16 protein-coding genes and 1 pseudogene are annotated in these 26,073 nt (G+C 55.2%); 12 read left to right on the forward strand and 5 right to left on the reverse strand.

The genetic code is table 11. The features are described from left to right. The first annotated feature begins 160 nt into the window (after positions 1-160). Positions 161-2,011, forward strand: coding sequence for an ATP-dependent zinc metalloprotease FtsH (ftsH, locus tag D6Z24_RS12505; protein WP_129126922.1), 1,851 nt, complete (start codon positions 161-163; stop codon positions 2,009-2,011). Positions 2,012-3,563: 1,552 nt separating this feature from the next. On the opposite strand, the gene D6Z24_RS12510 is transcribed toward ftsH, so the two are convergent. The 3 genes from D6Z24_RS12510 to D6Z24_RS12520 form a co-directional block, all read right to left on the reverse strand. Next, a complete protein-coding gene (locus tag D6Z24_RS12510; protein WP_129126923.1) occupies positions 3,564-6,263 on the reverse strand; it encodes a cation-translocating P-type ATPase in 2,700 nt (899 codons plus the stop codon). A 16-nt stretch (positions 6,264-6,279) separates the two neighbouring features. Then, positions 6,280-8,685 carry a phosphoenolpyruvate synthase gene (ppsA, locus tag D6Z24_RS12515; protein ID WP_129126924.1) on the reverse strand — a complete coding sequence of 802 codons (2,406 nt, stop codon included), beginning with the start codon at positions 8,683-8,685 and terminating at the stop codon, positions 6,280-6,282. A 139-nt stretch (positions 8,686-8,824) separates the two neighbouring features. Continuing rightward, positions 8,825-9,151 (reverse strand): hypothetical protein, encoded by a 327-nt coding sequence (locus D6Z24_RS12520; protein ID WP_129126925.1) that lies wholly within the window; start codon positions 9,149-9,151, stop codon positions 8,825-8,827. Between the two features lie 813 nt (positions 9,152-9,964). On the opposite strand from D6Z24_RS12520, the gene mgtA reads away from it, so the two are divergent. From mgtA to D6Z24_RS12560, 8 genes and pseudogenes are all read left to right on the forward strand, one after another. Continuing rightward, on the forward strand, positions 9,965-12,511 hold the full coding sequence (gene mgtA, locus D6Z24_RS12525; RefSeq protein WP_129126926.1) for a magnesium-translocating P-type ATPase: 2,547 nt from the start codon (positions 9,965-9,967) through the stop codon (positions 12,509-12,511). Between the two features lie 80 nt (positions 12,512-12,591). Next, entirely contained in the window at positions 12,592-13,005 is a 414-nt protein-coding gene (locus D6Z24_RS12530) for a hypothetical protein (protein ID WP_129126927.1), read from the forward strand. Positions 13,006-13,154: 149 nt separating this feature from the next. Next, positions 13,155-15,701: an alpha-glucan family phosphorylase gene (gene glgP / locus D6Z24_RS12535; RefSeq protein WP_129126928.1), complete on the forward strand. Its 2,547-nt coding sequence runs from the start codon at positions 13,155-13,157 to the stop codon at positions 15,699-15,701. Positions 15,702-15,736: 35 nt separating this feature from the next. After that, positions 15,737-16,609: pseudogene (gene hslO / locus D6Z24_RS12540) on the forward strand (Hsp33 family molecular chaperone HslO); the annotation flags it as partial. Positions 16,610-17,519: 910 nt separating this feature from the next. After that, complete coding sequence (locus tag D6Z24_RS12545) at positions 17,520-17,723, forward strand: hypothetical protein (protein WP_129126930.1); 204 nt, start codon at positions 17,520-17,522, stop codon at positions 17,721-17,723. Positions 17,724-17,819: 96 nt separating this feature from the next. After that, positions 17,820-18,230 carry a response regulator gene (locus D6Z24_RS22095; protein WP_129126931.1) on the forward strand — a complete coding sequence of 137 codons (411 nt, stop codon included), beginning with the start codon at positions 17,820-17,822 and terminating at the stop codon, positions 18,228-18,230. Between the two features lie 13 nt (positions 18,231-18,243). Further along, positions 18,244-19,137 carry a YihY/virulence factor BrkB family protein gene (locus D6Z24_RS12555; RefSeq protein ID WP_129126932.1) on the forward strand — a complete coding sequence of 298 codons (894 nt, stop codon included), beginning with the start codon at positions 18,244-18,246 and terminating at the stop codon, positions 19,135-19,137. Between the two features lie 135 nt (positions 19,138-19,272). Next, positions 19,273-20,781 carry a B12-binding domain-containing radical SAM protein gene (locus tag D6Z24_RS12560; RefSeq protein WP_129126933.1) on the forward strand — a complete coding sequence of 503 codons (1,509 nt, stop codon included), beginning with the start codon at positions 19,273-19,275 and terminating at the stop codon, positions 20,779-20,781. Positions 20,782-21,088: 307 nt separating this feature from the next. Here the strand turns inward: D6Z24_RS12560 and D6Z24_RS12565 are convergent, their stop codons facing one another. Both D6Z24_RS12565 and D6Z24_RS12570 read right to left on the reverse strand, forming a co-directional pair. Then, the gene (locus D6Z24_RS12565) at positions 21,089-21,715 is read right to left on the reverse strand and encodes a TMEM175 family protein (protein WP_129126934.1); all 627 of its coding nucleotides are present in this window, start codon (positions 21,713-21,715) and stop codon (positions 21,089-21,091) included. Positions 21,716-21,757: 42 nt separating this feature from the next. Further along, positions 21,758-21,937, reverse strand: a complete 180-nt coding sequence (locus D6Z24_RS12570) for a hypothetical protein (protein WP_129126935.1) — start codon at positions 21,935-21,937, stop codon at positions 21,758-21,760. Positions 21,938-22,341: 404 nt separating this feature from the next. Here D6Z24_RS12570 and D6Z24_RS12575 point away from each other — a divergent pair, with 404 nt between their 5' ends. From D6Z24_RS12575 to D6Z24_RS12585, 3 genes are all read left to right on the forward strand, one after another. Further along, positions 22,342-22,533, forward strand: a complete 192-nt coding sequence (locus D6Z24_RS12575; RefSeq protein ID WP_129126936.1) for a hypothetical protein — start codon at positions 22,342-22,344, stop codon at positions 22,531-22,533. Between the two features lie 130 nt (positions 22,534-22,663). Next, on the forward strand, positions 22,664-24,004 hold the full coding sequence (locus D6Z24_RS12580; RefSeq protein ID WP_129126937.1) for a diguanylate cyclase domain-containing protein: 1,341 nt from the start codon (positions 22,664-22,666) through the stop codon (positions 24,002-24,004). A gap of 261 nt (positions 24,005-24,265) precedes the next feature. After that, the gene (locus tag D6Z24_RS12585) at positions 24,266-24,766 is read left to right on the forward strand and encodes a response regulator (protein WP_162605128.1); all 501 of its coding nucleotides are present in this window, start codon (positions 24,266-24,268) and stop codon (positions 24,764-24,766) included. Positions 24,767-26,073 lie beyond the last annotated feature (1,307 nt).

Raw genomic sequence — 26,073 nt, forward strand, 5'->3', positions numbered from 1 at the left:
TAATTTACAGGATCATCTGGATGAAACGGCAAAGCTCGAATGGGAAATAGTAAGCACCGAACGACAGATATTAATTAATGAACATAGTCCCGCCACCCCGCACACGCCACCCCGCAACTGGTAGTTTTCTGGTGCAAAGAGGGAGAGGTCTAAGAGTGTCATGAACCAACAAGCCTGGCGTACGATTCTTTTTATCATGTTGGCGGCGATCCTGTTCAATATTGGGTACAGCTACCTGCTGCGCGATGCGGAGCAGAGTGTCGAGATAAGTTACAGCCGCTTTCGCAGCGAACTTGCCGGCAACAATCTGAAAAAGGTCCGGTTCAAGGGGACCGCCGTAAGCGGTGAATTCCTGAAAAAGATTCCGGTGTCCAACACGGTACAGGGAAAAGAGGTCACGCGGGAAGTAAGTGCCTTCTCCACCACCCTGCCGGCACCGGCCGATCCGGCGCTCCTCGCGGAGCTGGCCGCTCACAAGGTGGAGATAATTGCCGCTTCCACCGAGGCATCGCCCCTAATGTCCTTTCTTCTGTCGATCCTCCCCTGGTTGCTGATTATCGGCGTCTGGTGGTACATCTCCCGCAATGCCCGCAACCAGATGGGGGCCGGGGGGATGTTCGGTGGCTTCGCCAAATCCGGGGCAAAGATGTACGGCACCGGGGAGAAGGTAAATGTCACCTTTGGCGATGTGGCAGGCATGGAGAACAGCAAACGGGAGTTGAAGGAAATCGTCGACTACTTGAAAGAGCCGGAGAAGTATCGAATCGTAGGGGGGAAGGTGCCGAAGGGGGTACTGCTGGTGGGGCCTCCCGGCACCGGTAAGACCCTGCTGGCGCGGGCGGTGGCGGGAGAGGCGGGTGTCAACTTCTTTACCATCTCCGCATCCCAGTTCATCGAGATGTTTGTAGGGGTCGGCGCCAGCCGAGTGCGGGACCTTTTCACCAGTGCCAAGAAGGGTGCGCCGAGTATCATCTTCATCGACGAGATTGACGCCGTTGGGCGCAGCCGCGGCACCGGTTTAGGTGGCGGGCATGACGAACGGGAGCAGACGCTGAATCAGCTTCTTTCCGAAATGGACGGTTTTGACCCGCACGAGGAGGTGATCGTGCTGGCTGCAACCAACCGTCCCGACGTGCTCGATCCGGCGTTGCTGCGCCCTGGCCGCTTCGATCGACATGTAGTGATTGAACGGCCAGATTGGCGGGACCGAGAAAAAATACTCAGGGTTCATACCCGCAAGATTGCGCTGGCCGAAAGTATCGATTTAGTAATTATCGCCAAGGGGACTCCAGGGATGACCGGTGCCGACCTGGAGAACCTGGTCAACGAGGCGGCCATTCTTGCTTCGCGGGAGGGGGCCGCAGCAGTCACGATGACCCACCTGGAGCAGTCCAAGGACAAGCTCCTGATGGGTGGCGAGCGCAAAATGGTCATTTCTGACAACGAGAAGCGGATCACCGCTTACCATGAGGCAGGGCATACCCTGATTGCCAAGCTGCTCCCCGGTACGGATCCGATCCACAAAGTAACAATCATCCCCCACGGGATGGCGCTGGGAATCACCCAGCAACTCCCCGATGATGATCGCTACTATTACCCCCGAAGCTATCTGGAAAACCGCATCAGTGTAGCCTTGGGGGGGAGGGCCGCCGAGCGGCTGGTCTTTGGAGAAGTCTCCACCGGCGCCAAGAGCGACCTGAAAATGGTTACCGATCTAGCCGAGAAGATGGTCTGCCAGTGGGGGATGAGCGAAAAGATCGGGCCGGTTGCATTTACCCGCGGCGAGGAGCATCCCTTTCTGGGGCTCAAGCTGGCCGAGGAAAAGGGATTTTCGGAGGCGATGGCCTGGAGGATCGACCAGGAGATCATCGCGCTGATCCGGCAAAGTGAAAAGGTTGCCGATCGGCTGCTGGCGGAGCACCGAGCCGGTCTGGATGCCTTGGCGGCGGCCCTTCAGGAAGAGGAGACCCTGGATGGAGCCCGGGTGGAGGAGGTCCTTCACCCCGTCTGAACAGGGCTCAAATCCCTAAGGTTCCTCTTCTGCCGAGGCGTCGGGCGTGCGTTCAAGTTCCGCGATAACCTGGGCTGCCAACAGCAGCATCAACAAGACAAACTCTATCCTTAAAAGAGCCACCACCTTGATGGCGATGGACCCTTAGATGACGTTTGCATGGATCCCTCGCGTAGTACCAGATCAGGAACCGGTTGGTGATCTTTCATAATGCGGTTGCAGTTATCCAGCCTATGAGTGCGTGGCGAAACCAGGCCCGCACCACTGGCATCACCAGATAAATTGAAGTGATCATGAGCGCCTCGCCAACTATCCAGTCGAAAAGAGAACGTTGCGACGCTTTATCCTGACCTTTTGATAAAAGATCACCGGCAAGGCGTTTTCGAGCATGGAAGAGGCTAGGGAACTAAAAAAGGAGCATGACGATTAAGCCGATGGTGGCGATTACCTTGCGGTGCCCAAGGAAATCACGCGCCTGCTCGGTCAGAGTGCCCGCTTAGCCTGAGCTCAACATTTCCAGGGATGATGACAGTGGGTGAATTTATTGGTGCTCTTCGATAAAGTGGGGCAGCAAGCTGGAAGCAAGGGCTGACTTGGGTACAATCGATAGCAGCGTGTAATAGACGGCGGAACCGGATATCAGGAGCCTCTGGTTGCGCCTGAAACTGCCCAGTGCCCTCAGCAGGAAGCCGAAGCAACGGCCCACCACGTATATCGCTTGGCGTTTTTTGATGATCATACGAGAAACATCCCAACGCCACGCATCGAAAGACGGTCACCTTGCGGGAAAGCAAAGCCGTCATTGATCGCTGAAAAGGTCGGTCGCCCCAACGGACCTTCTTGAGCGCTACAGCGCCGTGGTGCTTGAAGGACCATGTGCGGGCGAACTTGGCTACAACCTGTATGATTTTGAAGGGCAGGTGAGCGCCGCAATTGTTTCTTATGCCCCTGAGACGAGAAAATACGTGACTAGGTCTGGAAGAGTGTGCGTGCTGACTGGCAGATCTGGGAATGACCCCGATGGCGATTATGTGTGTGGAGCTTGGTGCAGAGTGACCGATGTAACTGCTGAGGTTCATGTCTCGGAAATGTACCAAGGCATGGCCTCTGACGATAAGCAGTTCTAGGTTGGTGGATTCCAGTCGAAAGGCTGGTGTTAATACCACCAAACAGGCAAAAGAGGTAAGGGATGGATAGTATTTTGTGAACGGAAAAGTGCGACCACGCCAGTATTGTCTCGGCGCAACCTGCTTACATCGACCCTGCGATTTCGCTGAGAAAGGTCCACGGTCGGCGGGTTGCCAATTTTACCGGCACGCACCCAGTGCTCGCGGCCTTGATGAGAACCTTTCAGTAGGTGCCATTCCATTCGGACTTCAGTGCTACCCGCTGGTCTGCCTTCAGGAGCTCCTCCATGAGCATTACTCCGGTTAGCGCCAGTCCGAGGGCTGTCGTAACGATCAAGATGGTTAACACGTCAACCAGTGCACCATCCAACGTTCCCCTTTACAGTATTAAGACCACCAGACCGCATAGGTTCAAGATGGTTTGCTTACGCCCCCGTGTGGGCAATTCTCCCGTACCCATTATGACGGATCAGCCAGCGCCGCAGTTCATCCTGAAGCAGAAGCCCCACGGCAAATGGCCAGGCAAGGAGAAGATCCCGGGGGCTCAGGTAGGCCGTGCCGAAGGCTGATTGCAAGGGAGGGAGTTCGATGATGGTGAGGGCAATGAGAATCGCCGAAACCACCCCTACGAGGTGCCACTTGTTGCTGAAGAGACCCTGCTGAAGAAGCGATTGACGTTGGGTGCGGGCCGCCATGGCATTGACCGCCTGGCATAGGACGACTGCGGCAAAGAAGGCCGCCACTGACCTGCCGTGTAACTGGTCTCCGGCGGGAAGGGGCATCCCCCAAGACCAGCCACCGTCATGAAGAACGGTAAAGTAGGCGTAAAAACCAGCGGCAGCCTCGATCACCCCGCTGACCAAGTACGAGCGAACAAGGAGCTGTGGACCTACGAGCCTCTCGTTCCTCGAGCGCGGGGGGAGATGCATGATATCCCGTTCAGCTCGCTCCCGACCAAGGGCAATGGCGGGGAGCATATCTGTTGCCAGGTCGATGGAGAGGATCAGAGTTACGGTCAACGGCAAGGGGACTGCGAAAATGAGGAACGCTAAGTAAGGCATCACCTCCGGCACCGCATGGGTCACCGTAAAACCTATCGACTTTTTCAGATTGTCGAAAATGGTCCGCCCTTCCCGGACTGCAGGCAGCAGTGTGGCAAAATTGTCGTCCAGCAGTACCATGTCGGCGGCCTCGCGGGCCACGTCGGTGCCGGAAAGCCCCATGGCGACTCCGATATCTGCCTGTTTGAGGGCCGGGGCGTCGTTCACCCCGTCACCGGTCACGGCAACCACCTCACCCCGGCGTTGCAGCGCCTGCACTATGCGGAGTTTTTGTTCCGGAGAGGTCCGGGCGAAAATCACCTCCGGCTGTTCCAGTTCCCAGTCAAGATGAGCCTCTGTTATAGTTCTCAGTTGTTCCCCGGTAATAACAGCCGGCACATCTGCCGTGACGATCCCTACCATCCTGCCGATTGCGACAGCCGTGGTCTGGTAATCTCCGGTCACCATGACGACCTTCACTCCTGCCGCCCTCAAAGCGGCTACTGCGTCAGGCACCTCGGGACGCGGCGGATCGAAGAGCCCAGCAAGACCGATGAAGGTATAGCCATGCGCCGGAATGGACTCCGTTTCCCATACTGAGCGCTGCGGCAACTGGTGCCAGGCGAACAAAAGGACTCGCTCACCGCGCTTTGACATCTCCTCGTAAGCTGCAAGGTATGCCTTGCGATGGTCCTCACCAAAAGGCACGGGAACACCGTTGAGCAGAATCTTGTCGCACAAACCTATGGCCACGTCCGGCGCCCCTTTGAGACAGGCCACGGCTTCCCCGCCAACCAGATTTACCGTCACCATCATCTTGGTGGCCGAGGTGAAGGGCTCCTCGAGCAGCCGTGGCGAGGCCGCTTGAAAAGCGGCGACCGGGTGAAACCGGGATGAAAATTCCAGTAATGCAGTTTCGGTCGGGTCACCAACAAAGGCCCCGTTCTCCGTGACACGGGCGTTATTGCAGAGCATCGCCACCATCAGAAATTTTTCCAGCTCCTCCTTTCCGAGGGTGGCGTCTGACTCGATGTGGTTGCACTCGTTCAGGAAAAGACGCTGTAGAGAAACCCTGTTGGTGGTCAATGTGCCTGTCTTGTCGGTGCAGACCACGGTGGTGCAGCCGAGGGTTTCGACGGAATCCAGGTTCCTTACCAGCGCCTTGTTTTCGCCCATGCGCCGGGCAGCGATGGAGAGACAGAGGGTGACGGTAGGGAGCAGCCCCTCTGGGACGTTGGCCACGATGATACCGACAGCAAAGATGAGGTTGGCAAGCACCGGAGCATCGCGGAATAAAAGGCTCCCGAGAAAAACCGCTCCTCCCATCACTACGGCTATCAGCGAAATGATTCTGGTGAAGCGGGTTATTTCCAGACGGATCGGAATCTCGCGCCCCTTCAGGGTCTCAGTAAGCTCGGCTGTGCGGCCTATCTGAGTCGACATGCCTGTGGCGAAAATGATCCCGCGCCCTTCTCCTGCCAATACCTGTGTTCCGGAAAATGCGACATTGCGGGTTTCCAAAAGTCTTTTTTCCGTAGGGACGATGGTCCGCAATTGCGGTTCCGACTCTCCGGTTAGAGACGAGTTGTCCACCTTGAGCCCAGCAACATACACGAGACGGACGTCGGCTGGCACCCGATCCCCCTCCGCCAACAGAATTAGATCCCCCCGAACCAGCACCGACGCTTGGATCTCATGCACCACGCCGTCCCGCACAACCCTGGCAAGTCGTGGGAGCATGTCACGGAAGCTAGACATGATCTCTTCAGCACGCCGCCCCTGCCAGTAGCTGAAGCTGCCGTTCAAAAGCACAACTCCCACCAGGACGATGGCGATAGCCATGTTTCCCTGGCCGGGGGTCAGAAACTCCGCCAGCAGGCATAGCCCGGCTCCGATCCAAAGGAGAATGGCAAACAGATTGGTCAACTGGCGCAGGAACTTGAGCAGTTCCGGTACTTGCCTACGCTGTACGAGGAGATTAGGCCCTTCACGGCCCAATCTCAGCAGTGCTTCCGCCGAGGATAAGCCCCGCTGCGGGTCACTGCGCAGCCGCCGGCAATATTCTTCAAGGGGGACCAAATGCATTGAGAATCCCTTAAGCTCACAACTGTTTTTCCATCTCCAGCACTCGCAGGGTGATCTTCAGAAGCGAATCGGGGGTAAGCGAGATGGAGTCGATCCCTTCCCGGACCAGAAACGCGGCGAATTCAGGGTAATCGCTCGGAGCCTGACCACAGATGCCGCTGTGACGGGTATTTCTTCGTGCCCCGTCGATCACCTGGGATATGAGCCTCATGACGCCGGGGTCGCGCTCGTCGAAGATATGGGCCACCAGCGCGGAATCCCGGTCTATGCCAAGTGTGAGTTGAGTGAGGTCGTTGGAGCCGATTGAAAAGCCGTCGAAGAGTTTGCTGAACTCGTCGATCAGGATGACATTGTTGGGTATCTCGCACATAACGTAGACTTCAAGGCCGCTTTCGCCCCGGTTCAGCCCGTTTCGTGCCATCTCGGCGAGGACCCGTTCCCCTTCGCCCACGGTCCGACAAAACGGCACCATGGGGATGACGTTGTCCAGCCCCATCTCCTCCCTTACCCGCTTCACGGCCCGGCATTCGAGGGCGAATCCCTCCCGGTACCGCTCGTCATAATAGCGTGAGGCACCGCGAAACCCGATCATCGGGTTTTCTTCCTGCGGCTCGAAGGCCCTGCCGCCAATCAGCTTGGCATATTCGTTGGTCTTGAAGTCACTGAGACGCACCACCACCGGCTTGGGATAGAAGGCTGCGGCGATGGTGGCAATCCCTTCGGACAGCTGGGTCACGAAATAGCTTTCCTTGTCCGGATACCCGAAGGTCACGCGTTCGATCTCTCGCCGCTCTGCCTCGTCCGCCACCTGCTCGGGATGCACCAGCGCCATGGGATGGACCTTGATATAGTTGTTGATGATGAACTCCATCCTGGCAAGCCCCACCCCGTCGTTAGGTAACTTGCTAAGGGAAAACGCTTCCTCGGGGTTCCCCAGGTTCATCATGACCTTAGTCCGCGGCCGTTGCAGTTCCCTCAAGGCGACCTGCTCTACACGGAACGGGAGGATCCCATCGTAGACTTGGCCCATTTCGCCTCCCGCACAACAGACGGTGACCTTCCTGCCGGTGGCGATCCGTTCGGTAGCATCACCGGCCCCGACGATGGACGGTATCCCCAGCTCGCGGCTGACGATGGCCGCATGGCAGGTGCGACCTCCACGGTTGGTGACGATGGCCCCCGCCGTCTTCATCACCGGCTCCCAATCCGGGGTGGTGGTATCGGTGACCAGTACTTCCCCCGGCTTGAAGTCGGCGATCAGGTGCACGTCCTTGATGACATGGGCTTGACCGGCGGCGATTTTTTCGCCGACACTGGTCCCGGAGACCAGAACCGGACCTTCCCCCTCCAGATGATAAATTTCCATGGAATCCAGCGTTTTTTGCGACTGGACCGTTTCCGGGCGAGCCTGGACGATGAAGAGCTCGCCAGTGATGCCGTCCTTGGCCCACTCCAAATCCATCGGCTGTTCCTGCCCCGCCCGCTGCGAGTAATGCGCCTCGATTTCCACAGCATGGCGGGCCAGTTCGAGGATCTCATCATCGCTGAGACAGAAGAGCCGCCGCTCGGCCTCCGACACCTCGACGTTGCGGGTGAGGACCTTGGAGGTGCCCGTGCCATAGATCATTTTGATGCTTTTCTCGCCGAGCTTTTTGCGGATTACCGGTCGGTGCCCCGTCCGCAGGGTCGGCTTAAACACGTAGAAGTCGTCCGGGTTCACCGCACCCTGAACAACGTTCTCTCCAAGGCCGTAGGCACCGCTGATGAGTACCACCTCGCGGAAGCCGGTTTCCGTGTCGAGGGTGAAGATGACTCCGCTTGCCGCCATATCCGAGCGGACCATCTTCATCACCCCGACGGAGAGGGCGACCTTGAAGTGGTCGAACCCTTGGTCGATCCGATAGGAGATGGCCCGGTCGGTATAAAGAGAAGCGAAGCAGCGACGACAGGCATCCATGAGTTGGGCCGTGCCCCTTATGTTGAGGTAGGTCTCCTGCTGCCCAGCGAACGAGGCGGTCGGAAGGTCTTCGGCTGTAGCACTGCTACGAACCGCCACATCTGTGTTCTCTCCATACTGCTGACAGATAGCGTGGTAGGCACTGGTTATCTGCTCGGCCAAGTCATGGGGGAGCGGCACCTGATAGATCAGCTCACGCAGCCGGTGTCCCCGGCGGGCAAAATCCTCGAGGTCGATCTTGTCGATGCCGGCGACGACTTGTTCCATCTCCTGCAGGATTGCGCCGGATTTCAGCAGGTAGCGGTAGGCATCGGCCGTGATGGCAAAGCCGTTGGGGACCCTCACTCCTTTGGGGGCAAGTTCGCGATACAGCTCACCCAGCGAGGCATTCTTTCCGCCGACCAAGGGAACATCCTTGATCGTGATCTCATCGAACCAGCGAATGTAGCGGGCCCCCTCTCTCATGGCGATTCCCTCCCTGTTTTTTACCTCCTCCCGCCAAAGGACCGACTATTCCTGCCGTACCACCAACGACCTGAGCGTGTCTAGCTCCAGAGTACTTGATGGTACATGTGCATTTTCATGTCGGTATGCGGGTGCCATTTCACGACTCGAAGCCAATAAATGATATTCCCTTTTCGTCAGAAATTTCCCCCGATTTAAAAACTCTTTCCGGGAAGGTGGCCACCGAAATAATCTGCGGCCAAGGGATGACAAAATTAATCTTATAGTTTCTTGAAGGGCCGCCGTCTTTAGGAAAAACTGTCCAATTAGGGTTTTCAACCCACAACCCGTAACTGTCGAAGTCCACAACTTTTGCATAGAAAAGTTTCGTATTCACTGCAGACTGAATAAGACTGCCGTTACTGGAAGCAAATTCTTCCCGGATATTAAGCAAAACGGTTTTGCCGACATGTTTCTCAATCACCATTTTTCCCTCCGTCGAATTTAAGCAGTCAGATTGCCAGTTGGTAGAGCCACTGTCTCTTCATTCTGGTAGAGAAAACGCGAAGTCACCACACACAGCCACAGCCAAGGAGTCAGGTTTTTGGAAATTGTATCACGTATGTCAGGCTTAACGTTCACAAACACCCCATCACTCTGTGGACAAGCTCATAAGGCGACTGGCCTCTCCCTGTGGCGAGTCGCGCTTTGTCTACGAGACAGATTCCTGCGGGTATGACCCGTATCGCCAACTGACTCGTCAAAGCTTTGGTCGTATGATGAAATTGCAGTACAGGACCGCACAGGGGCTGCCGACTCTGTAGCATGGGTTACGATGCACTGCTAATGTATAGTGCTCTGCGGCCTTGTCAAATGCAGCCCCGAGCTCCAAACCGTACAACCATCTTGAATAACAATACAATCTCCATACACGCTATCCGCTAGCCAGATCTACAATCCTGCTACGCCCTCTCACTATTTCTTCCAAATCTTCGCCCGGCAGCATGTAGAGCAAACTAGAAGAGTTATAATCTGTCCAAGGCCCACGGTTTGCCCATAGGCGCCAATAGTGATGCTGTTGCAGGGAGGTCAGTTGCCCCCTTCGACAAGGCTCAGGGCGAGCGGGTCTTGGGTTGAACGAGATTGAAAATCCCTTTGTGCTAAGCTTGTCGAGGCAATGAATGACCATTGATTGCGAGGCCACCAATTGTAGGCCCTCGGTAGATTCAACGCGTGAACCGGATCACCTTATTCTGACATTTGGTCCGCTAATCACCCCGGACTCAGGGGAGAATTCAACATGCTCACACCTGACGACAAAACGGATTCCGCCTTCTGGCAATGTCCCATCCCAGTGCTTTTGGAACAGTTGGCCGCAAGCCCGCAGGGGTTGACCAGCACGGAGGCGGCTTCACGCCTGCCCCAATTCGGCCCCAACCTTATCCACGGTGAGCGTAAAAAGGCACTGGTCCTGCAATTCATCACCAAATTCAAGAACCCCCTGGTCATCATCCTCCTTACGGCCAGCGCGCTCTCCGCCTTCACCGGTGACACTACGAGCTTCTTCATCATCGGCACCATTGTCCTCATCAGTGTGACTCTGGATTTCGTCCAGGAATACCAGGCTGGCCAGGCTGCAGAACGACTGCGCCAGTCGGTGGCAGTGCGCGGGCAGGTGCTTAGGGATGGCAAGTTCCTGGAGATTCCGCTCGCGGAGATGGTACCAGGAGACGTGGCGCTTCTTGCTGCCGGCGACCTGGTTCCCTGCGACGGCCGGGTACTGGAGGCAAAGGACTTCTTCGTAAACCAGGCTCTTTTGACCGGAGAAGCTTTCCCTGTGGAGAAATCACCAGCGGAATTACCGGAGGAGACTCAGGTTCTTGCAGCGGGCAACACCGTTCTTCTGGGGACATCAGTGGTGAGCGGTACGGCCCAGGTGCTGGTCTGCCGTACCGGACAGCGCACGGAACTGGGCGAGATCGCCGACACGCTTTTGGCCAAGGCGCCCCCCACCGCCTTTGAAGAGGGGACCCACCGCTTCGGTCTGCTCATCATGCGCATGACGGTGCTCCTCGTCCTGTTCGTCCTGCTGGTCAACGCCTTCTTTCACCGCCCCTGGCTGGAATCGTTCCTCTTCGCCGTGGCCCTGGCTGTGGGACTTACCCCTGAACTGCTCCCCATGGTGGTCTCCGTTACCCTTTCGCGGGGAGCGCTGCGCATGGCGACAAAGAAGGTCATCGTCAAACGGTTGGCCTCTATCCACAACCTGGGGAGCATGGACGTCTTCTGCACCGACAAGACCGGCACCCTCACCGAGGCCCGAATCCATCTGGAACGCCACCTGAATCCACTGGGGCAGGACAGCCTGCGGGTCCTGGAGCTGGCCTATTACAACAGCTATTACGAGACCGGCCTGAAGAGCACCCTGGATGACGCCATCCTGGAGCACACCGAGATCGACGCGAGCGGTTGGAAGAAGATAGACGAGGTACCTTTCGACTTCGAGCGTCGCCGGATTTCGGTTCTCCTCGACAACGGCACGGAGAGGCTCCTGGTCGTCAAGGGCGCCCCAGAGGATATCCTTCGGTTGTCGGTGAGCTTTGCAGCTGACGGGGAGGCGCAGGCGCAGCCACTCGGCGAGGCGGCGCGGCTTGCCATTAACGGGCAATTCGAGGCCCTGAGCCGGGAGGGCTTCCGGGTGCTGGGCATTGCCTCGCGAAAGGTGGGGAAGGACCATCCTCATGCCGTGGTGGGCGATGAATCGGAACTGGTCTTCGCCGGATTCGCAGCATTTCTCGACCCGCCAAAGGCCAGCGCCAAACTAGCCCTGGCGGGCCTTGCCGCGGATCGGGTCGAGGTCAAGATCATCACCGGTGACAATGAACTGGTTACCCAGCATATCTTCGAGGAACTAGGGCTCCCCGTGACGGGGGTGCTGACCGGGGCTGATATCCAGCAATTGGATGATCCGGCACTCGCGGCACGGGCGGAGCAGGTGAATCTTTTCTGCCGCGTGGCACCAGCCCAGAAAAACCGGGTCATCCTCGCGCTCAAGAGGCGCGGTCATGTGGTGGGGTATCTTGGTGACGGCATCAACGACGCCCCATCGCTGCATTCCGCCGATGTGGGCATTTCAGTGGACAGCGCTGTGGACGTGGCGAAAGCCGCAGCAGACATGATCCTTCTGGAGCAGGACCTGGGGGTCCTCCACGCCGGGGTCCTGGAAGGAAGGCGCACCTTCGGCAACATAATGAAGTACATCATGATGGGCACCAGTTCCAATTTCGGCAACATGTTCTCGATGGCCGGGGCCTCGCTCGTTCTCCCCTTTCTTCCCATGCTGCCGGTGCAAATCCTGCTCAATAACCTCCTTTACGACGTGTCTGAACTTCCCATTCCGCTGGACCGCGTAGATGACGATTACCTGAGCCATCCACGGCACTGGGACATGAACTTCATTCGCAACTTCATGCTGGTTATCGGCCCGGTCAGCTCGGTTTTCGACTTTCTCACCTTCTATGTGATGCTGACGTTCTTCCATGCCGGAGAGGCGCTCTTCCATACCGGTTGGTTCATCGAGTCCATGGCCACGCAGGTGCTGGTCATCTTCATCATCCGCACCCGTCAAAGCCCCTTCAAGAGCTGCCCTAACCCGTGGCTGATCGCCTGTTCGCTGACCGTCGTGGCAGGGGCCGCGCTGCTGCCATTTGCCCCTATCGGCAGGCATCTCGGTTTTGTGGCGCCGCCGGCGTTCTTTTTCCTGATGCTGACAGCCTTGCTGCTGGCCTATCTCGTGGCTGTGGAAGGGATGAAGAGGTGGTTCTTCCGCCGCTTTGCTGCGGAGTAAAACACGTTAGTCTTCCCGCTGATACAAAGGCATAGAGCAGAGAGTAGGGCTGGGCACAGAGTTCATGGAAGGAGGAAATCATGAAGTTCGCCATTATCATGCTGAGCATCATATTCATAACCGATATCGGAACCTGTCTGGGTGTCGATCAATTAATTTGCGATACCGGTGGCACAACCTATCATGCGAACGGTCAATTGAAGGCATGCACACTGAAGGACGATTTCGCTAGCAATGGGATTAAATGCAAACAATATGCACCAATCAGTTTTTATGAAACCGGGAAGCTCGAAAGCTGCGTAGCCAGCGACTTTTTCATCTATGGATCCATCATTTGCAACCAGTACTCACAAGTCAGCTTCTACCCATCGGGCAAATTGAAAACCTGCGATCTTTCCCAGACGATACAGATCGACGGCAAGACCTGCGCGCAATACGAACCAATTTTTCTCCAGGAAAATGGCAAGCTGAAGTCCTGCAGCACGCCGCACTGATCGCGAGATAGGAGATTCGACGCTCTTTAGGGATGCTGTGAAAGGGCTTATATCCCGGCAATATTTCACCCTGTTTGGGCCGAAAACCCTTGTGGCCCCGAATTACGCGAAAACCAGGACCCGAAAATAATGTCCGAGGGACGGCACCGATGAGCAAACACAAAAGAGTCAGCAGCCCCATTTACACTCTATTCCCAACAGAGATAGAGGGGTTCGATTCCCTGGGAGAACTGGCGCTCAATATGCGCTGGTCTTGGAACCACGCGGCCGACGAAGTATGGGCGCAACTCGACCCGGGACTCTGGGACCTCACCCACAACCCTTGGGTCGTTCTGCAAACCGTTTCGCGGGACCGGCTCAAGCAAGCCTTGGACGATCCGGCCTTTCGCGGGAAGGTTGCCGACCTGGTGGAAACCAAGCGTCACGAGGCGGAGGTGCCAGCCTGGTTCCAGCAGAGGCACCCGCGTAGTCCCTTGACCTTGGTCGCCTATTTCAGCATGGAGTTCATGCTGAGCGAAGCGCTTCCCATTTATTGCGGGGGGCTCGGCAACGTGGCCGGCGACCAACTCAAAGCGGCTAGCGATCTGGGCGTACCGGTGGTCGGCGTGGGGCTCCTCTACCAACAAGGTTATTTCCGGCAAGTGATCGACCGGCACGGCTCGCAGCAGGCCCTCTTTCCGTACAACGACCCCGGACAGTTGCCGGTCATGCCCGTGCGTGAACCCAGTGGGGAGTGGTTGCGGCTTGAGATCGTGTTGCCAGGGTACTCGCTTTGGGTGCGTGCCTGGCAGGTCCAGGTTGGGAGAGTGAAGCTTTACCTCCTCGACAGTAATGATGCCGCGAATTTCCCAGCCTACCGGGGGGTAACCAGCGAGCTTTACGGCGGCGGGCCAGAACAGCGTCTGAGGCAGGAAATGGTTCTTGGAATCGGCGGCTGGCGTCTGCTCCAGACACTGGGCGTCAATCCCGAGGTCTGCCACCTGAACGAAGGGCATGCGGCCTTGGCGGTGCTGGAGCGGGCACGCAGCTTCATGTCAGCGACAGGGCAAACGTTCGAAGTCGCCCTAGCCGTTACCCGGGCAGGCAACCTCTTCACTACTCATACGCCGGTAGCTGATGGATTTGACCGATTTGCCCCACAGCTCATCGAGCATTACCTCGGCGATTATGCCAGGAACAGTCTCGGCATCCCCGCCAGCCATCTGCTGTGCCTCGGCCGGTTCAACCCCGACGATGCCTCAGAACGTTTCAACATGGCCTACCTGGCTGTTCGAGGGAGTGGAGCGGTAAACGGGGTGAGCCGTCTACACGGGAACGTGAGTCGGGGCATCTTTAAGTCTCTCTTCCCGCACTGGCCCGAGGTGGAAGTACCGGTGGGCCATGTGACCAACGGCGTCCATATGCCAAGCTGGGATTCGGCAGAGGCCGACGTCATCTGGACCGAATACTGTGGGAAGGAGCGCTGGCTGGGGATGACGGAGCCCCTGGAGGGGAAGATCCGCTGTGCTCCCGACGACAAGCTCTGGCAGTTCCGTGCCGACGCCCGCAAGGCCCTCGTCGGCTACATCCGCGAACGGCTGTCCAAGCAGCTGGCCGCTTCAGCCGCAGCACCGGAGGAGATCATGAGCGCGCAGCATATTTTCGATACCAACGCATTGACGCTGGGGTCCGCGCACCGCTTTGCAACCTACAAACGACCGAACCTGCTGCTGCACGACCCTGAAAGGCTCCTGCGCATCCTCACCGACCCGAGACGCCCGGTGCAGCTCATCATCGCCGGCAAGGCAGATCCAGCCGACCAGGCGGGACAGGCCATGATTGAGCAATGGACACGTTTCATCCGGCGCCCCGATGCGAGCCGGCACGTCATCTTCCTCAGTGATTACGACATGCTGCTGACCGAACACCTTGTACAGGGGGTGGATGTCTGGATCAACACACCTCGACGACCTTGGGAGGCGTGCGGAACGAGCGGCATGAAGGTGCTGGTCAATGGTGGACTAAACCTTTCGGAACTCGACGGCTGGTGGGCTGAAGCCTACACTCCTGAAATGGGGTGGGCGCTGGGCGACGGCGCAGAACACGGCTGTGACCCCGACTGGGATGCAACTGAGGCCGAGGCGCTCTACACACTTCTCGAACAGGATGTGATCCCAGAGTTTTACAGCCGGGACCGAAACGGCATTCCTCCCGCATGGGTAGCGCGCATACGCGAGAGTATGGCCCGCCTGACGACCCGATTCTCCAGTAACCGTACTGTACGACAGTATGCCGAGAGCTACTATATTCCAGCCGCTGCGGCCTACCGCGAGCGCGCCGCGGATAATGGAGAAGCGGGCGTAGCAATAGTGAACTGGCTGAAGGCAGTAAAACGGGAGTGGGGTAATCTGCGTTTCGGCGTTGACAAGGTTGTGACGAAAGGGAACCTGCATACGTTCGAGGTTCAGCTCTATCTCAACGGGCTCGACCCTAATGCGGTAAAGGTTGAGCTGTATGCTGACGGAGTCAATGGCGGCGACCCTGTTTGCAAGGAGATGACGCGCGGCCCTAGACTGGTTGGCGCGGAAAACGGTTATCTCTATGGTGTACAGGTCGCTGCGTCAAGACCAGCCATGGACTACACGGCGCGTGTGATACCGTACCGCGCAGGCACCGCGGTACCTCTAGAAGCCGCTCATATTCTGTGGCAACGATGAGTGGGGGGGACACAGCTTTCCGGAGGAAGTGATACATGGATGACTATCTAGTACGCATTCTTACTAAAGCGGGAACCTTCCGGGGACTGGCCTGCGTCTCGACAGGGGTAGTGGCTGAGGCTGCAAGGAGGCACGGCACGCTCCCCACGGCCACGGCGGCCCTGGGACGGGCGCTAACCGGAGGGGCGCTCATGGGGGCGCTCCTTAAGACCGACCAGCGGGTGGCACTGAAGTTCGAAGGGAACGGCCCCCTCGGCAAGATTCTCATCGAGGCCCTGAGCACCGGAGCCGTGGCAGGTACCGTCGGCAACCCGGCCGTGGACCTTCCTCTACTCGATGGAAGGCCAGACGTGGCCGGCGCTCTTGGCCGTACCGGGCTGCTTACCGTCACCAAGGACCTGCGGTTGAAGCAGCCTTACCAGGGGACGGTACGGCTCACCTCCAGTGAAATTGGCGAAGATCTGGCGATGTACCTCACCGAATCGGAACAGGTCCCCTCTGCAGTCAGGCTCGACGTCTTCGTGGAACAGGACGGCACGGTCGGCGCGGCGGGCGGATTTCTGATACAGTCGCTCCCCCCCCAGGACGAGACGGCCATCCATCTTCTCTGGGAACGAATCGGTAACCTCTCCTCGCTCTCAGACCACTTTTGTCGCGGCGGCACCCCAGAACAGCTGCTGGACGTCCTCTTCGTCGGGATCCCTTTCGAGACCTTTGAAAAACGCGTGATCTCCTTCCAGTGCACCTGTAGCAGGGAAAAATGTGAGCAGGCGCTTTTGACTCAGGGAAAGGACGCCCTTCGGGCGATGGCTGATCGCGAGGGCGGGGGGACGGTTACCTGCGCCTTCTGCAGGGAGGTTCGGAACTTCAGCCAGGAAGAGATGGGAAGCCTCGTTGATGCACTGTCGGAGCCTGTCGCGCCCCCCCCCGCACCAAGCGACGAGTCGGGGAAAACCGCTGTGCTGGATATTCGGAGAACTTTAGAGATCAACAAAAAAACCTGATTGCTTTCGATGCGACCGTGGACGGTCACGAGATACTATCTCGTTCCTTGCCGTATCGACATTCTCTGCCCATGTGACCAGGGGATGTCGGCGGTGGGCGTATTCTCGCGGCCAATGAACCCTGAGCCTAGATACCTTGGCAACGGCCCTGTAGGAAGAGGAGACGCTAGACGCTGCCCGTAAATGAGACCTCGCAACGGTACGAACTCCCCGACGACCGGAGGAGAATACTCACCGGGATTCGGGACGTGAAATAATCTGATAGAAATGAGTGCCGTCGGCGGCTTAAAGGTTTTTCAACGTGCCCTCCATTGCCCCCAAAAAACGGGGAGACGGATTTCGGATGATCATCAAAATTCGAAACCGCTCCACAGTGGTTTCCGCCGGCGAATTGATAATAAGCCTCTGGTAGCTATAATCTGAGCGTCAGTTACTATTGTGTAGCGGTAGCACTTTGGGGAATCTTAGTTTAAACAGGCTACATCGGCAGTGATTTGAAAGCCGAGTTCCTGATGGTGACTTGCAGAGATGAAGTTACCGCATACCGCAAGGGGGGCATTATGCCAACCGGTTGGTTTGCGAAGTGGATGTGGACACCGCCGGCAAACGTATATTCGCACAGCCGCGGCAAACTTGGGGAAAGGTTCACCTGATGAGCCATACCTGTTTCCCGGGAACGGTGCTGCGACCATGGCAATTCTGGGCGTACTGCCCATCACAAGTTCCGGGGCGCCACGTGCGGCAGCGCCTGAGAGTGATTCTAAGAAAGTAACTACACGTATCATTCTGCTAACATTGTCAAAGGAGATTCTCAATGTTTGAACTTTCACAAGAAGCAAAGATGATAATAGCTTCAAACTTAACCGTAGCTGCAACGATCAGAGATGCGGCCATTACGGCTAAAGGCGACCCTCAATCTAGCGAATCCGGCGATTCAAAAGATTTAGTGACTCAGATGTTTGCAGCAATTTTAACCAATCTAGAGAAACAATCTCTTGGTAGGGAACATGAGCGATGAGACGATTCCGTGTAAAATTATATTAGCCTATACTTTCACATAAATATTGATAGTTAATTTTATATCGCATGTAGTACCAGTGGAAGGTGCCGACAAATGATAACATCAATACTGATCGTCGATAATGATGAAATAACAAGGGATCTGATTTGTCGTCTCATTTCCTTTCGTATACCAAATGCAGTCATACATGCTACCTCTAAATTCGAATCTGCGCTTGAATTATGTAAAACACTCAGAATAGATATAGTCATTACCGCAACATCGATGCAACCTACCAGCAGCAATGACATGCTTGACAGTATCAGAAGAATCGAGAACAACCCGATTAAGATTATTATAATGACTAGCTCCGGCCAAAAGGATGAGTTAGACAGGATGTCCGGTATAGAAAACTCTTACATAATTGGCAAACCGATAAACATCGAGGAACTGATCACTTTGGTCAATGATAAGATAGTTGAGGTGGAAAGAGAGCGTTTAGGAAGATCGCGTTCAGGCACTTGATCTTATCCCTACTATGAACAAACGACAGCATTTATGTGTATTCCTCAACCTTGCCTTCGTGTTCCTGCTGCAGGTACTGCGCAGTTTCCAACGTAACCAGGGGCTCCTGTTATCCGGCGCCGTCGCCTACTATACGTTGTTGTCGATTGTCCCCATGTCTATACTCGCCCTCGTTGTGCTGACGCATTTTATCGAAGAGCAGCGGTTGATTCACACCATGGCAACGTACCTTGAAATGGTAATCCCCGGTTACGCGGCGACTTTGACCGAACAGGTGCGGATTTTCCTTAAGGACCGCAAGGTAATCGGCATGGTCGGTTTCACCGTCATGTTGTTTTTCAGCTCCCTTGCCTTTTCCATGTTTAGAAACGCCATGTCGGTGATTTTTTCCCAAAGTGTCAGGATTAAGCGTCGTAACGTCATCATTTCCGTTATTATTCCCTACCTGTTCATTTTCCTGATGGGACTGGGTATCGTGCTCGTGTCGTATATTGTTGGCGCCATCGAGACCCTGGAAAGCAGGCATCTTGAGATACTTGGCAGGAATTTTAACCTTGGAGGAACCGCCGTTGTGGTTTTGTACATCCTGGGGATCGTTGGCGAGGTGCTTTTACTCACCGCCCTCTATCTGGTCATGCCCATGGTGCGGGTCAGGTTTCGTCACGCGATAATCGGCGGGCTAATCACGGCCATTTTATGGGAGATCACTCGACGGGTGTTGGTCTGGTATTACGCCTCTATATCCATGGTAAACATCATATACGGCTCCATAGCCCTAACGGTGGTGGCCCTTCTCAGTATGGAGGCTGTTGCGCTGATTCTGCTGTTGGGAGCCCAGGTTATTGCCGAACTTGAACGCAAATCCGACGCATCGGCCGGAGAAGTACCACCAGAATTTGAGACATGATCTAGACACATTTACACCTCTTTTGTTGCCCACGTCCACCGGGACTGCGGAACCGACTGGACGGCAACACTGGTTGCTCTGAGTTCTGGGTTTGATAAGCACTGGCTGAAATATGGCAGGCTCTCGGAGGGGAAAATGAAGGTTCTGCTCGTCTACCCTAAGTACCCAGATACCTATTGGAGTTTCAGCTATGCAATGCCGTTTATCGGGAAAAAAGCCGCGTTTCCTCCCCTGGGTCTTCTTACTGTTGCGGCGCTTACCCCTGACAGCTGGGAAGTGAGGCTGATCGATCTTAACGTCGAGCGGCTTTCTGATAATGACCTGCAGTGGGCCGATTACGTATTTCTCGGTGCCATGACGGTCCAGAGGGAGTCCGTAAGGGAAGTCTTGAGCCGATGCAGCTCTCTAAGGATCAAGACCGTCGGGGGAGGCCCGCTTTTCTCGACATGCCATGATGAGTTTCCCGAGGTGGACCATTTGGTGCTCGGTGAGGCCGAGGTCACATTGCCGCGTTTTCTGGAAGACCTCGAAAAAAAAAGCCAGCAGCGGATTTACCTCCCCGGCAACCGCCCCGACATTGCTCGCACGCCGATCCCGCGATGGGCGCTGATCGACATGCACAAGTACGCCTCCATGAATGTACAGTATTCCCGGGGATGTCCTTTCGATTGCGAGTTTTGCGACATCACTGCACTGTTCGGTCACAACCCGAGAACCAAAACTCCGGAACAGGTCATAGCCGAGCTCGATGCGCTCTACTCCAGGGGGTGGCGCGGAGGGGTTTTCTTCGTTGACGACAACTTCATTGGCGATAAACGAAAGCTGATAAATGAAGTTCTTCCGGCGATGATTTCCTGGATGAAGGCGCATGGATACCCGTTCTTCTTCTATACCGAGGCTTCCATCAATCTTGCGGACGACCCGCGTCTCCTCGAATTGATGGTCACCGCCGGTTTTCAGGAGGTCTTCATCGGCATCGAAAGCCCGGAACCGGATTCTCTGAGGGAAACGGGCAAACTGCAGAACCACAACCGCGATCTCCTAGCCTCGGTGCGCTATATCCAACAGGCGGGGCTTCAGGTGCAGGGAGGCTTCATCGTGGGTTTCGACAGTGACTCACCTGAAATCTTCGACAAACAGCTCCACTTCATACAGAAAAGCGGCATCGTTACGGCCATGGTGGGAATACTGATGGTCCTGCGTGGTACCAAGTTGCATAGCCGGCTCGCCAGCGAGGGAAGGATCATCAGTACTGCCAATGGCAACAACACCGATACCGCCCTCACTTTTACCCCGAAGATGAGCCCACAGGTGCTGATAGCAGGTTATCAGCGACTGGTGAGGACCATTTATTCGCCGGATTATTTCTACGATCGCATGATGACTTTTCTGAAAGAGTACCGGCTTTCGGGACCATCCCTGTTTTCCACGCTACAGTGGCGTGATGTCAGGGCATTTTTCCGATCCGTGCTTTTTCTGGGGATTCTGGGTAAGGAGCGGCTGCACTATTGGAAGGTTTTTTTCTGGACGCTCCTCAGGAAACCACGACTACTCCCGTTGACCATAACGCTGGCAATCTATGGTTTTCATTTCCGTACCGTTTCCGACCAGATCTGCTCCCCACCCACCGATGAGTGCCGCTAAGGCAAGGATCCTGGGAGCACGCGGGGACGCGTCGGCTGATGCAGTTCGAGCCACATGGCGCACCTCATGATCGCGCGTGACGGAGCCGAGACGTTTCGCTTTCCTTGGATTAAGTTTCGATCCTCGGTGAGATCGTTCTTTGCGCACAAAACGCCTTGGCTTTCAGCTCCGAATCGGAACTCGATATTATGCCGTTCCCTAACCACCTCAAGCTGGAACTCAGCTGCAATGAGAGTGGGAAACCGCTCGCTGCTTATCTTGCATGGTCATCGATTGGAGGCTGGAACACCAGGCGGGTGTAGGCTTGCTACTTCCGTGGCCAGCCTTTGAAACCGACGATTACCGCCAGGGAGAGGCAGAAAACAACGCTCAACCCTGCCGACACGAAAGAAACAGCGAACGCGGCAAGATACATGAACGGCCCGAAGCTGAATTGTCTGGTGATCTGATCAATGTGCTGAGGGTCCACGCTTCGCCCCCCCCCGAGCAACCTTCCATTTTTTGAGGCGTAGTGCCACAACCCCTTGAATGCTATTGCTATCCCGAAGAAGGTGCCGGAAAAGACCGCACCGGCAACCTTCGCTTCAGGGTGAAGAAGGTATTCCGCCACCAAGGCGGTCGGAAACGGCAGGAAGGTGACCAGCAACAGCACCAAACCGTTCAAGTACAGGAACGTGTGATCGCTTCTCTGGACGAAGGTGAAAATCCGGTGATGGTTCACCCACTTGGCGAGGACCGTGACAAAGCTCGTCACGAAGGCAAGGTAGTGGGGCCACAGCGCCAGCAAGGCAGAACTCAGGCTCTGATCGGCACCGAGTTCCGAAGCATTTGGCACTTTGATGGTCAAGACCAGCAGTGTTATGGCGATGGCGAAAACCCCGTCGCTGAACGCCTCAATGCGTCCTGTTTCCTTTCTTGCAAAGCTCTTGACCATGGCTCTCTGCTGCCGGCAAGACGTTGCCACTGGAGCAATCGCTCAGGGCTTGCTTCTCAGCCGGGACAGGAGATTACTCACGAATTCTTCACGTTCCAAAAGTCCTAAGTGCCATGCCCGGTTGTCGGTGCCTACTCTCTCAGTTTTTAGGTTGGAGAGGGATGACTCGAGTATTTCGATCAGAATGCCCGCCTCTTTTTCAGTCAACTCAATCCTGGTCATATCACTAGCCTCCCTTTTTATATCGAAGCCGCTTCTCCAGCTTTCAGGTTCTCTGACAGAGAGTCGGTAAGGTGATCGATTCCTGGCCTTCATTCGGAGATACAACCCGCTGTTTTACCGACTCGTGTTGTCATCATTATAACTGCCATGAAACGTGTTACAATTAACAAATACGGAACAAGAGCGGTAAGCGGATAGAAAAGCATTGCTCGCTGCCCCGAAAATCGAAGCCAGCGCAACCTTCCCCAGGGGCATGAGCCACTGAAGGAAAGGGGAAGTGACCATTCTCACCAAAATCTCTTGTCAAAACGAAAAGATGAAACCACCTACAGGTCGGTTCTTCGGGCCGAGGTTTCGACACCTTCGAGGGCTGCAATTATCCCGCCGGTCGAGGATTTTCAAAAATGGCAAAGACCTATACGTTCACCACCAAACATTACCCGGCAAATGATCTCCTTGCCCTTGATTTGCAGGATCACCTGGATGAAATGGCAAAGCTCGGATGGGAGATGGTAAGCACCGAACGACTCATCAATGAGCATAGTCCAGCCACGCCTCAGCTGGTACTTTTCTGGGGCAAAGAAGCAGAGAGGTAAGCGTGGCCTCGATCAACAAGCCCAACCCACGCGTTGGACACATCCGAGGAACGAACAAAAGACAACCTGACAGGCCGAGGGTCACTCCAGGCAACAGGCTACCTCGGTTCGCTTCAGCACAAGGTGTTGTATGAAAGATCCGCACACAACAAGGGCACAAATGGTTCGTGAGATCGCCGAACTTCGCAAGAAGGTGGCCCGGATGGAATCATCGGCACAAGAATACAAAGAGCTGGAATCGGAGATCCAGGCTTCCCGAAGCTATGCCGAGAAAATCGTGGAAACAGTGCGGGAGTCGCTTGTGGTGCTCAATTCCGACTTGGTGATTCTCACCGTAAATCGGAGTTTCTACGACACCTTCAAGGTAACGCCCGAGGCAACGATCGGGAAATTCATCTACGATCTGGGCAACGGGCAGTGGGACATTCCCGAACTGCGGACACTGATCAAGGAGGTGCTCGCCAATTGTGCTGTTTTCAACGGGTATGAAGTTGAGTACGATTTCCCTGACATCGGCCCGAAGACCATGCTGCTCAACGCCAGGGAGATCTCCAGTAGCAACATCGGCTCGCGAATAATCCTGTTGGCAATGGAAGACATTACCGAACGCAAGTTGGCGCAGGAGCGGGTCAATGAAGTCATAAGACAGCACCAAGCCATTTTGAATCACATCCCCTACGCCGCCTGGCTTAAGGATAGCAACGGTAAGTATGTCACAGCAAACGTCCCTTTTAACCAAATATTCGGAGTGGCACCTGACGATCTGACTGGGAAGAATGATTACGATATCTTTCCACCGGAACTGGCTGCGAAATACGAGAAGGACTCAAGGGAGGTCATTACGACCGGCAAGCGTGTCCTTTCCGAGTGCTCCACCGTTGATCGGGGGGGGAGGGTTCAGTACCTGGAAAAGACGGAGACACCTATTTTCAACGATATGGGAGTGGCCATTGGGATCATCGGGATCGTCCAGGACATTACCCGCCGAAAGGAAGCAGAGATAACGCTGCAGCACTCCAGCACCCACGATTTCTTGACGGGCCTTTATAACCGAGCGTTCTTCGGCGAGGAAATGGAACGGCTTGCCCACAGCAGGATGTTCCCTCTGAGTATCGTGATGGCGGATATCAATGGTCTGAAATCTGTCAACGACAAACTGGGACACGAGGCGGGTGACCTTCTGATCCGATTGGCCGCCCGAATCATCCAGGGAGCATTCCGGGCCGAGGACATCGTTGCCCGTCTCGGGGGGGACGAATTTGCTGTCCTGCTTCCGCAAGCCGACAAAGATGTCGCCGAGGGCGCAGTCAAGAGGATCATGGGCTGCGCTGAAATCATCGATGGTACCGTGAGCATCGCTTTTGGAATCGCTACCGCCGAAAGCGGAGAGCAACTTGCAGAAACGTTACGTCTCAGCGACATGAGGATGTACCGAGATAAGTTCGACTACAAGGCTGATAACCGAAATTGATGATCCGTTTCCTCTGCCCCTTCGAGCTTCCTTTCCCCTCCGCCGCATAGCTAAGCTAGTTTTGTACAAAATGCACTTTGGCTGTTATAATCTGACCGTAACTCAAGCTCACGCACTGCCCGACTGACACAGACTTTACGTTCAACAACTCTTGTGTGCGGGCAATCCATATTGATCGGGGTGAGCCGATGAATGCACCTGCAAACTTGCCCCGGTCGCTGGTCCGCGTTACGTGCCCATTTTGAGTGGAAATCCCGGCCTATGTTGCACAAAAAGTACACTATTCTCGTGGCTGATGACGACCCAAACGGTCGGCTGCTGATGGAACGAGCTTTTAAGGCCAGCCTTGTAAAGGCAGAGCTTCGACTAGTGGCATGCGGAGAAGAAGCAATTGCATACCTTAAAGGTGAAGGAGTGTTCGCCGACCGTTCAAATTATCAGTACCCATCATTCCTTCTCACTGACTTGAAAATGTTTCCCGGTGACGGGTTTTCGATTCTCGCCTTTCTGCAAAGTACGCCAGACTCTGCAATCATTCCCACCATCGTACTTTCATCGTCAAATGACTCGGATGACATAAAAAGAGCTTACATGCTTGGAGCCAGCGCCTATATTGTCAAACCGCAGGAACCCAACCAGTTGGTTGAACTACTAAAGGCAATTGCCGCTTTCTGGCTGATTTGTGAAGTGCCTGAGGTAGATGAGATCGGCCGACGAGTGTCAACAAGTAACCAAGGAAAATTGGGCGAAAGGTTCTCCTAACGATAGCAAAGACGCACCGGGGATTTCGATTTCAAAAAAAGGTTGCTTCCCGCGATTACTCCAATGGGCAGTGCCATAGACGACCATGATGCACAATTGCACCCAGTTCAGGATAGACATGAGCAGTATTGTGAATCGGCTTCGAATTTTGACCCAGTATCGGCTTCCCAGGGTTAGAGGAGAGCGAGAACAAGCCAATAAGGGTTCGGTGTTCGGCCGGCCACGCGCTGGCCCGTTGGTTAAGCTAGCCTCGAGTTCGTGAAGACACTTTCGCGATACTTTCGCAGGTGTACTTGGATTCTGATGCAACTCCCTATATTTCGTTGGACGGAAATCACAAGGAAGTTTAGAATGATTTAGTTGATTTTATTATTGTTTTAGCCATAGTGCCGGGGTGGTTGTTTTAGGAGCTTGCTGGGTTCGAACCCCGTTTCCCGCTCCATACTAACAACAAGGAATCCTTCGGGATTCCTTTTTTTTTGCCCCGACTTTCACCAAACCTTTCACTAAGAAGGTTTTCAGAGAGAGTCGGGGCTTTCGTTTATTGCTGTTGGTAAGGTTAGGACAGGAGAGGGGAGCCGGCGTGGCAACTGTTACGATAAAGCTGTTGCCGAAAGCTTGGTGAAATCAGCGTGTGTCCAGGAAGCCAGTGACGATTGAAAACTTATTATTGAGCAGCTCGCGTTACTGCGGGGTGGGCGCTCTTTTCAGTGCCCCCTCAAGTTCGTGAGTCAGGCATGCTAGGATTGACGTAATCATCCTCGCTGTTAAGTATGACTTGACTTGCTCCGACTGAATCGGTGTTTGCATATCATTCTCTGTTAGTGACGCGAACCTCTGCACACGCAGATCGGAGGCGAATTTAATCTCTGCGCAGTCGCAAACATCTGCAGGATTTATTGGCTGATTAGACAGAGAAAGCGCCATTTCTGGTTGCAATATAATTTGATTAACGAGGCGTTCGCAGGACGGACGAAGCGCTCTTTGCAATTGGTTAAGTCGCATGGCACCTAGTTCCGGTTCCTGAGCTCTAGACACAGATGCAAACATTAACGATATACACAGGGCAACTCCTGTGTATGTATTTGGGTGTAGATTCATGTTTTCTCCTTTGCCATGCCTAAGTCATTATTGAGGAGTGATCAACGGCGAGATGTGTTGTGTAATGTGTGGAAAAACAGCGCATTAAATTTGCGATGTGCGCGGGTACACAGTTTTCGAACCCCGTTCCCCGCTCCATACTGACAACAAGGAATCCTTCGGGATTCCTTTTTTTTGCCCCGACTTTCGCTAAAGCTTTCGCTTTT

Origin of the sequence: Geomonas oryzae (assembly GCF_004117875.1) — a bacterium.
Lineage (GTDB): Bacteria > Desulfobacterota > Desulfuromonadia > Geobacterales > Geobacteraceae > Geomonas > Geomonas oryzae.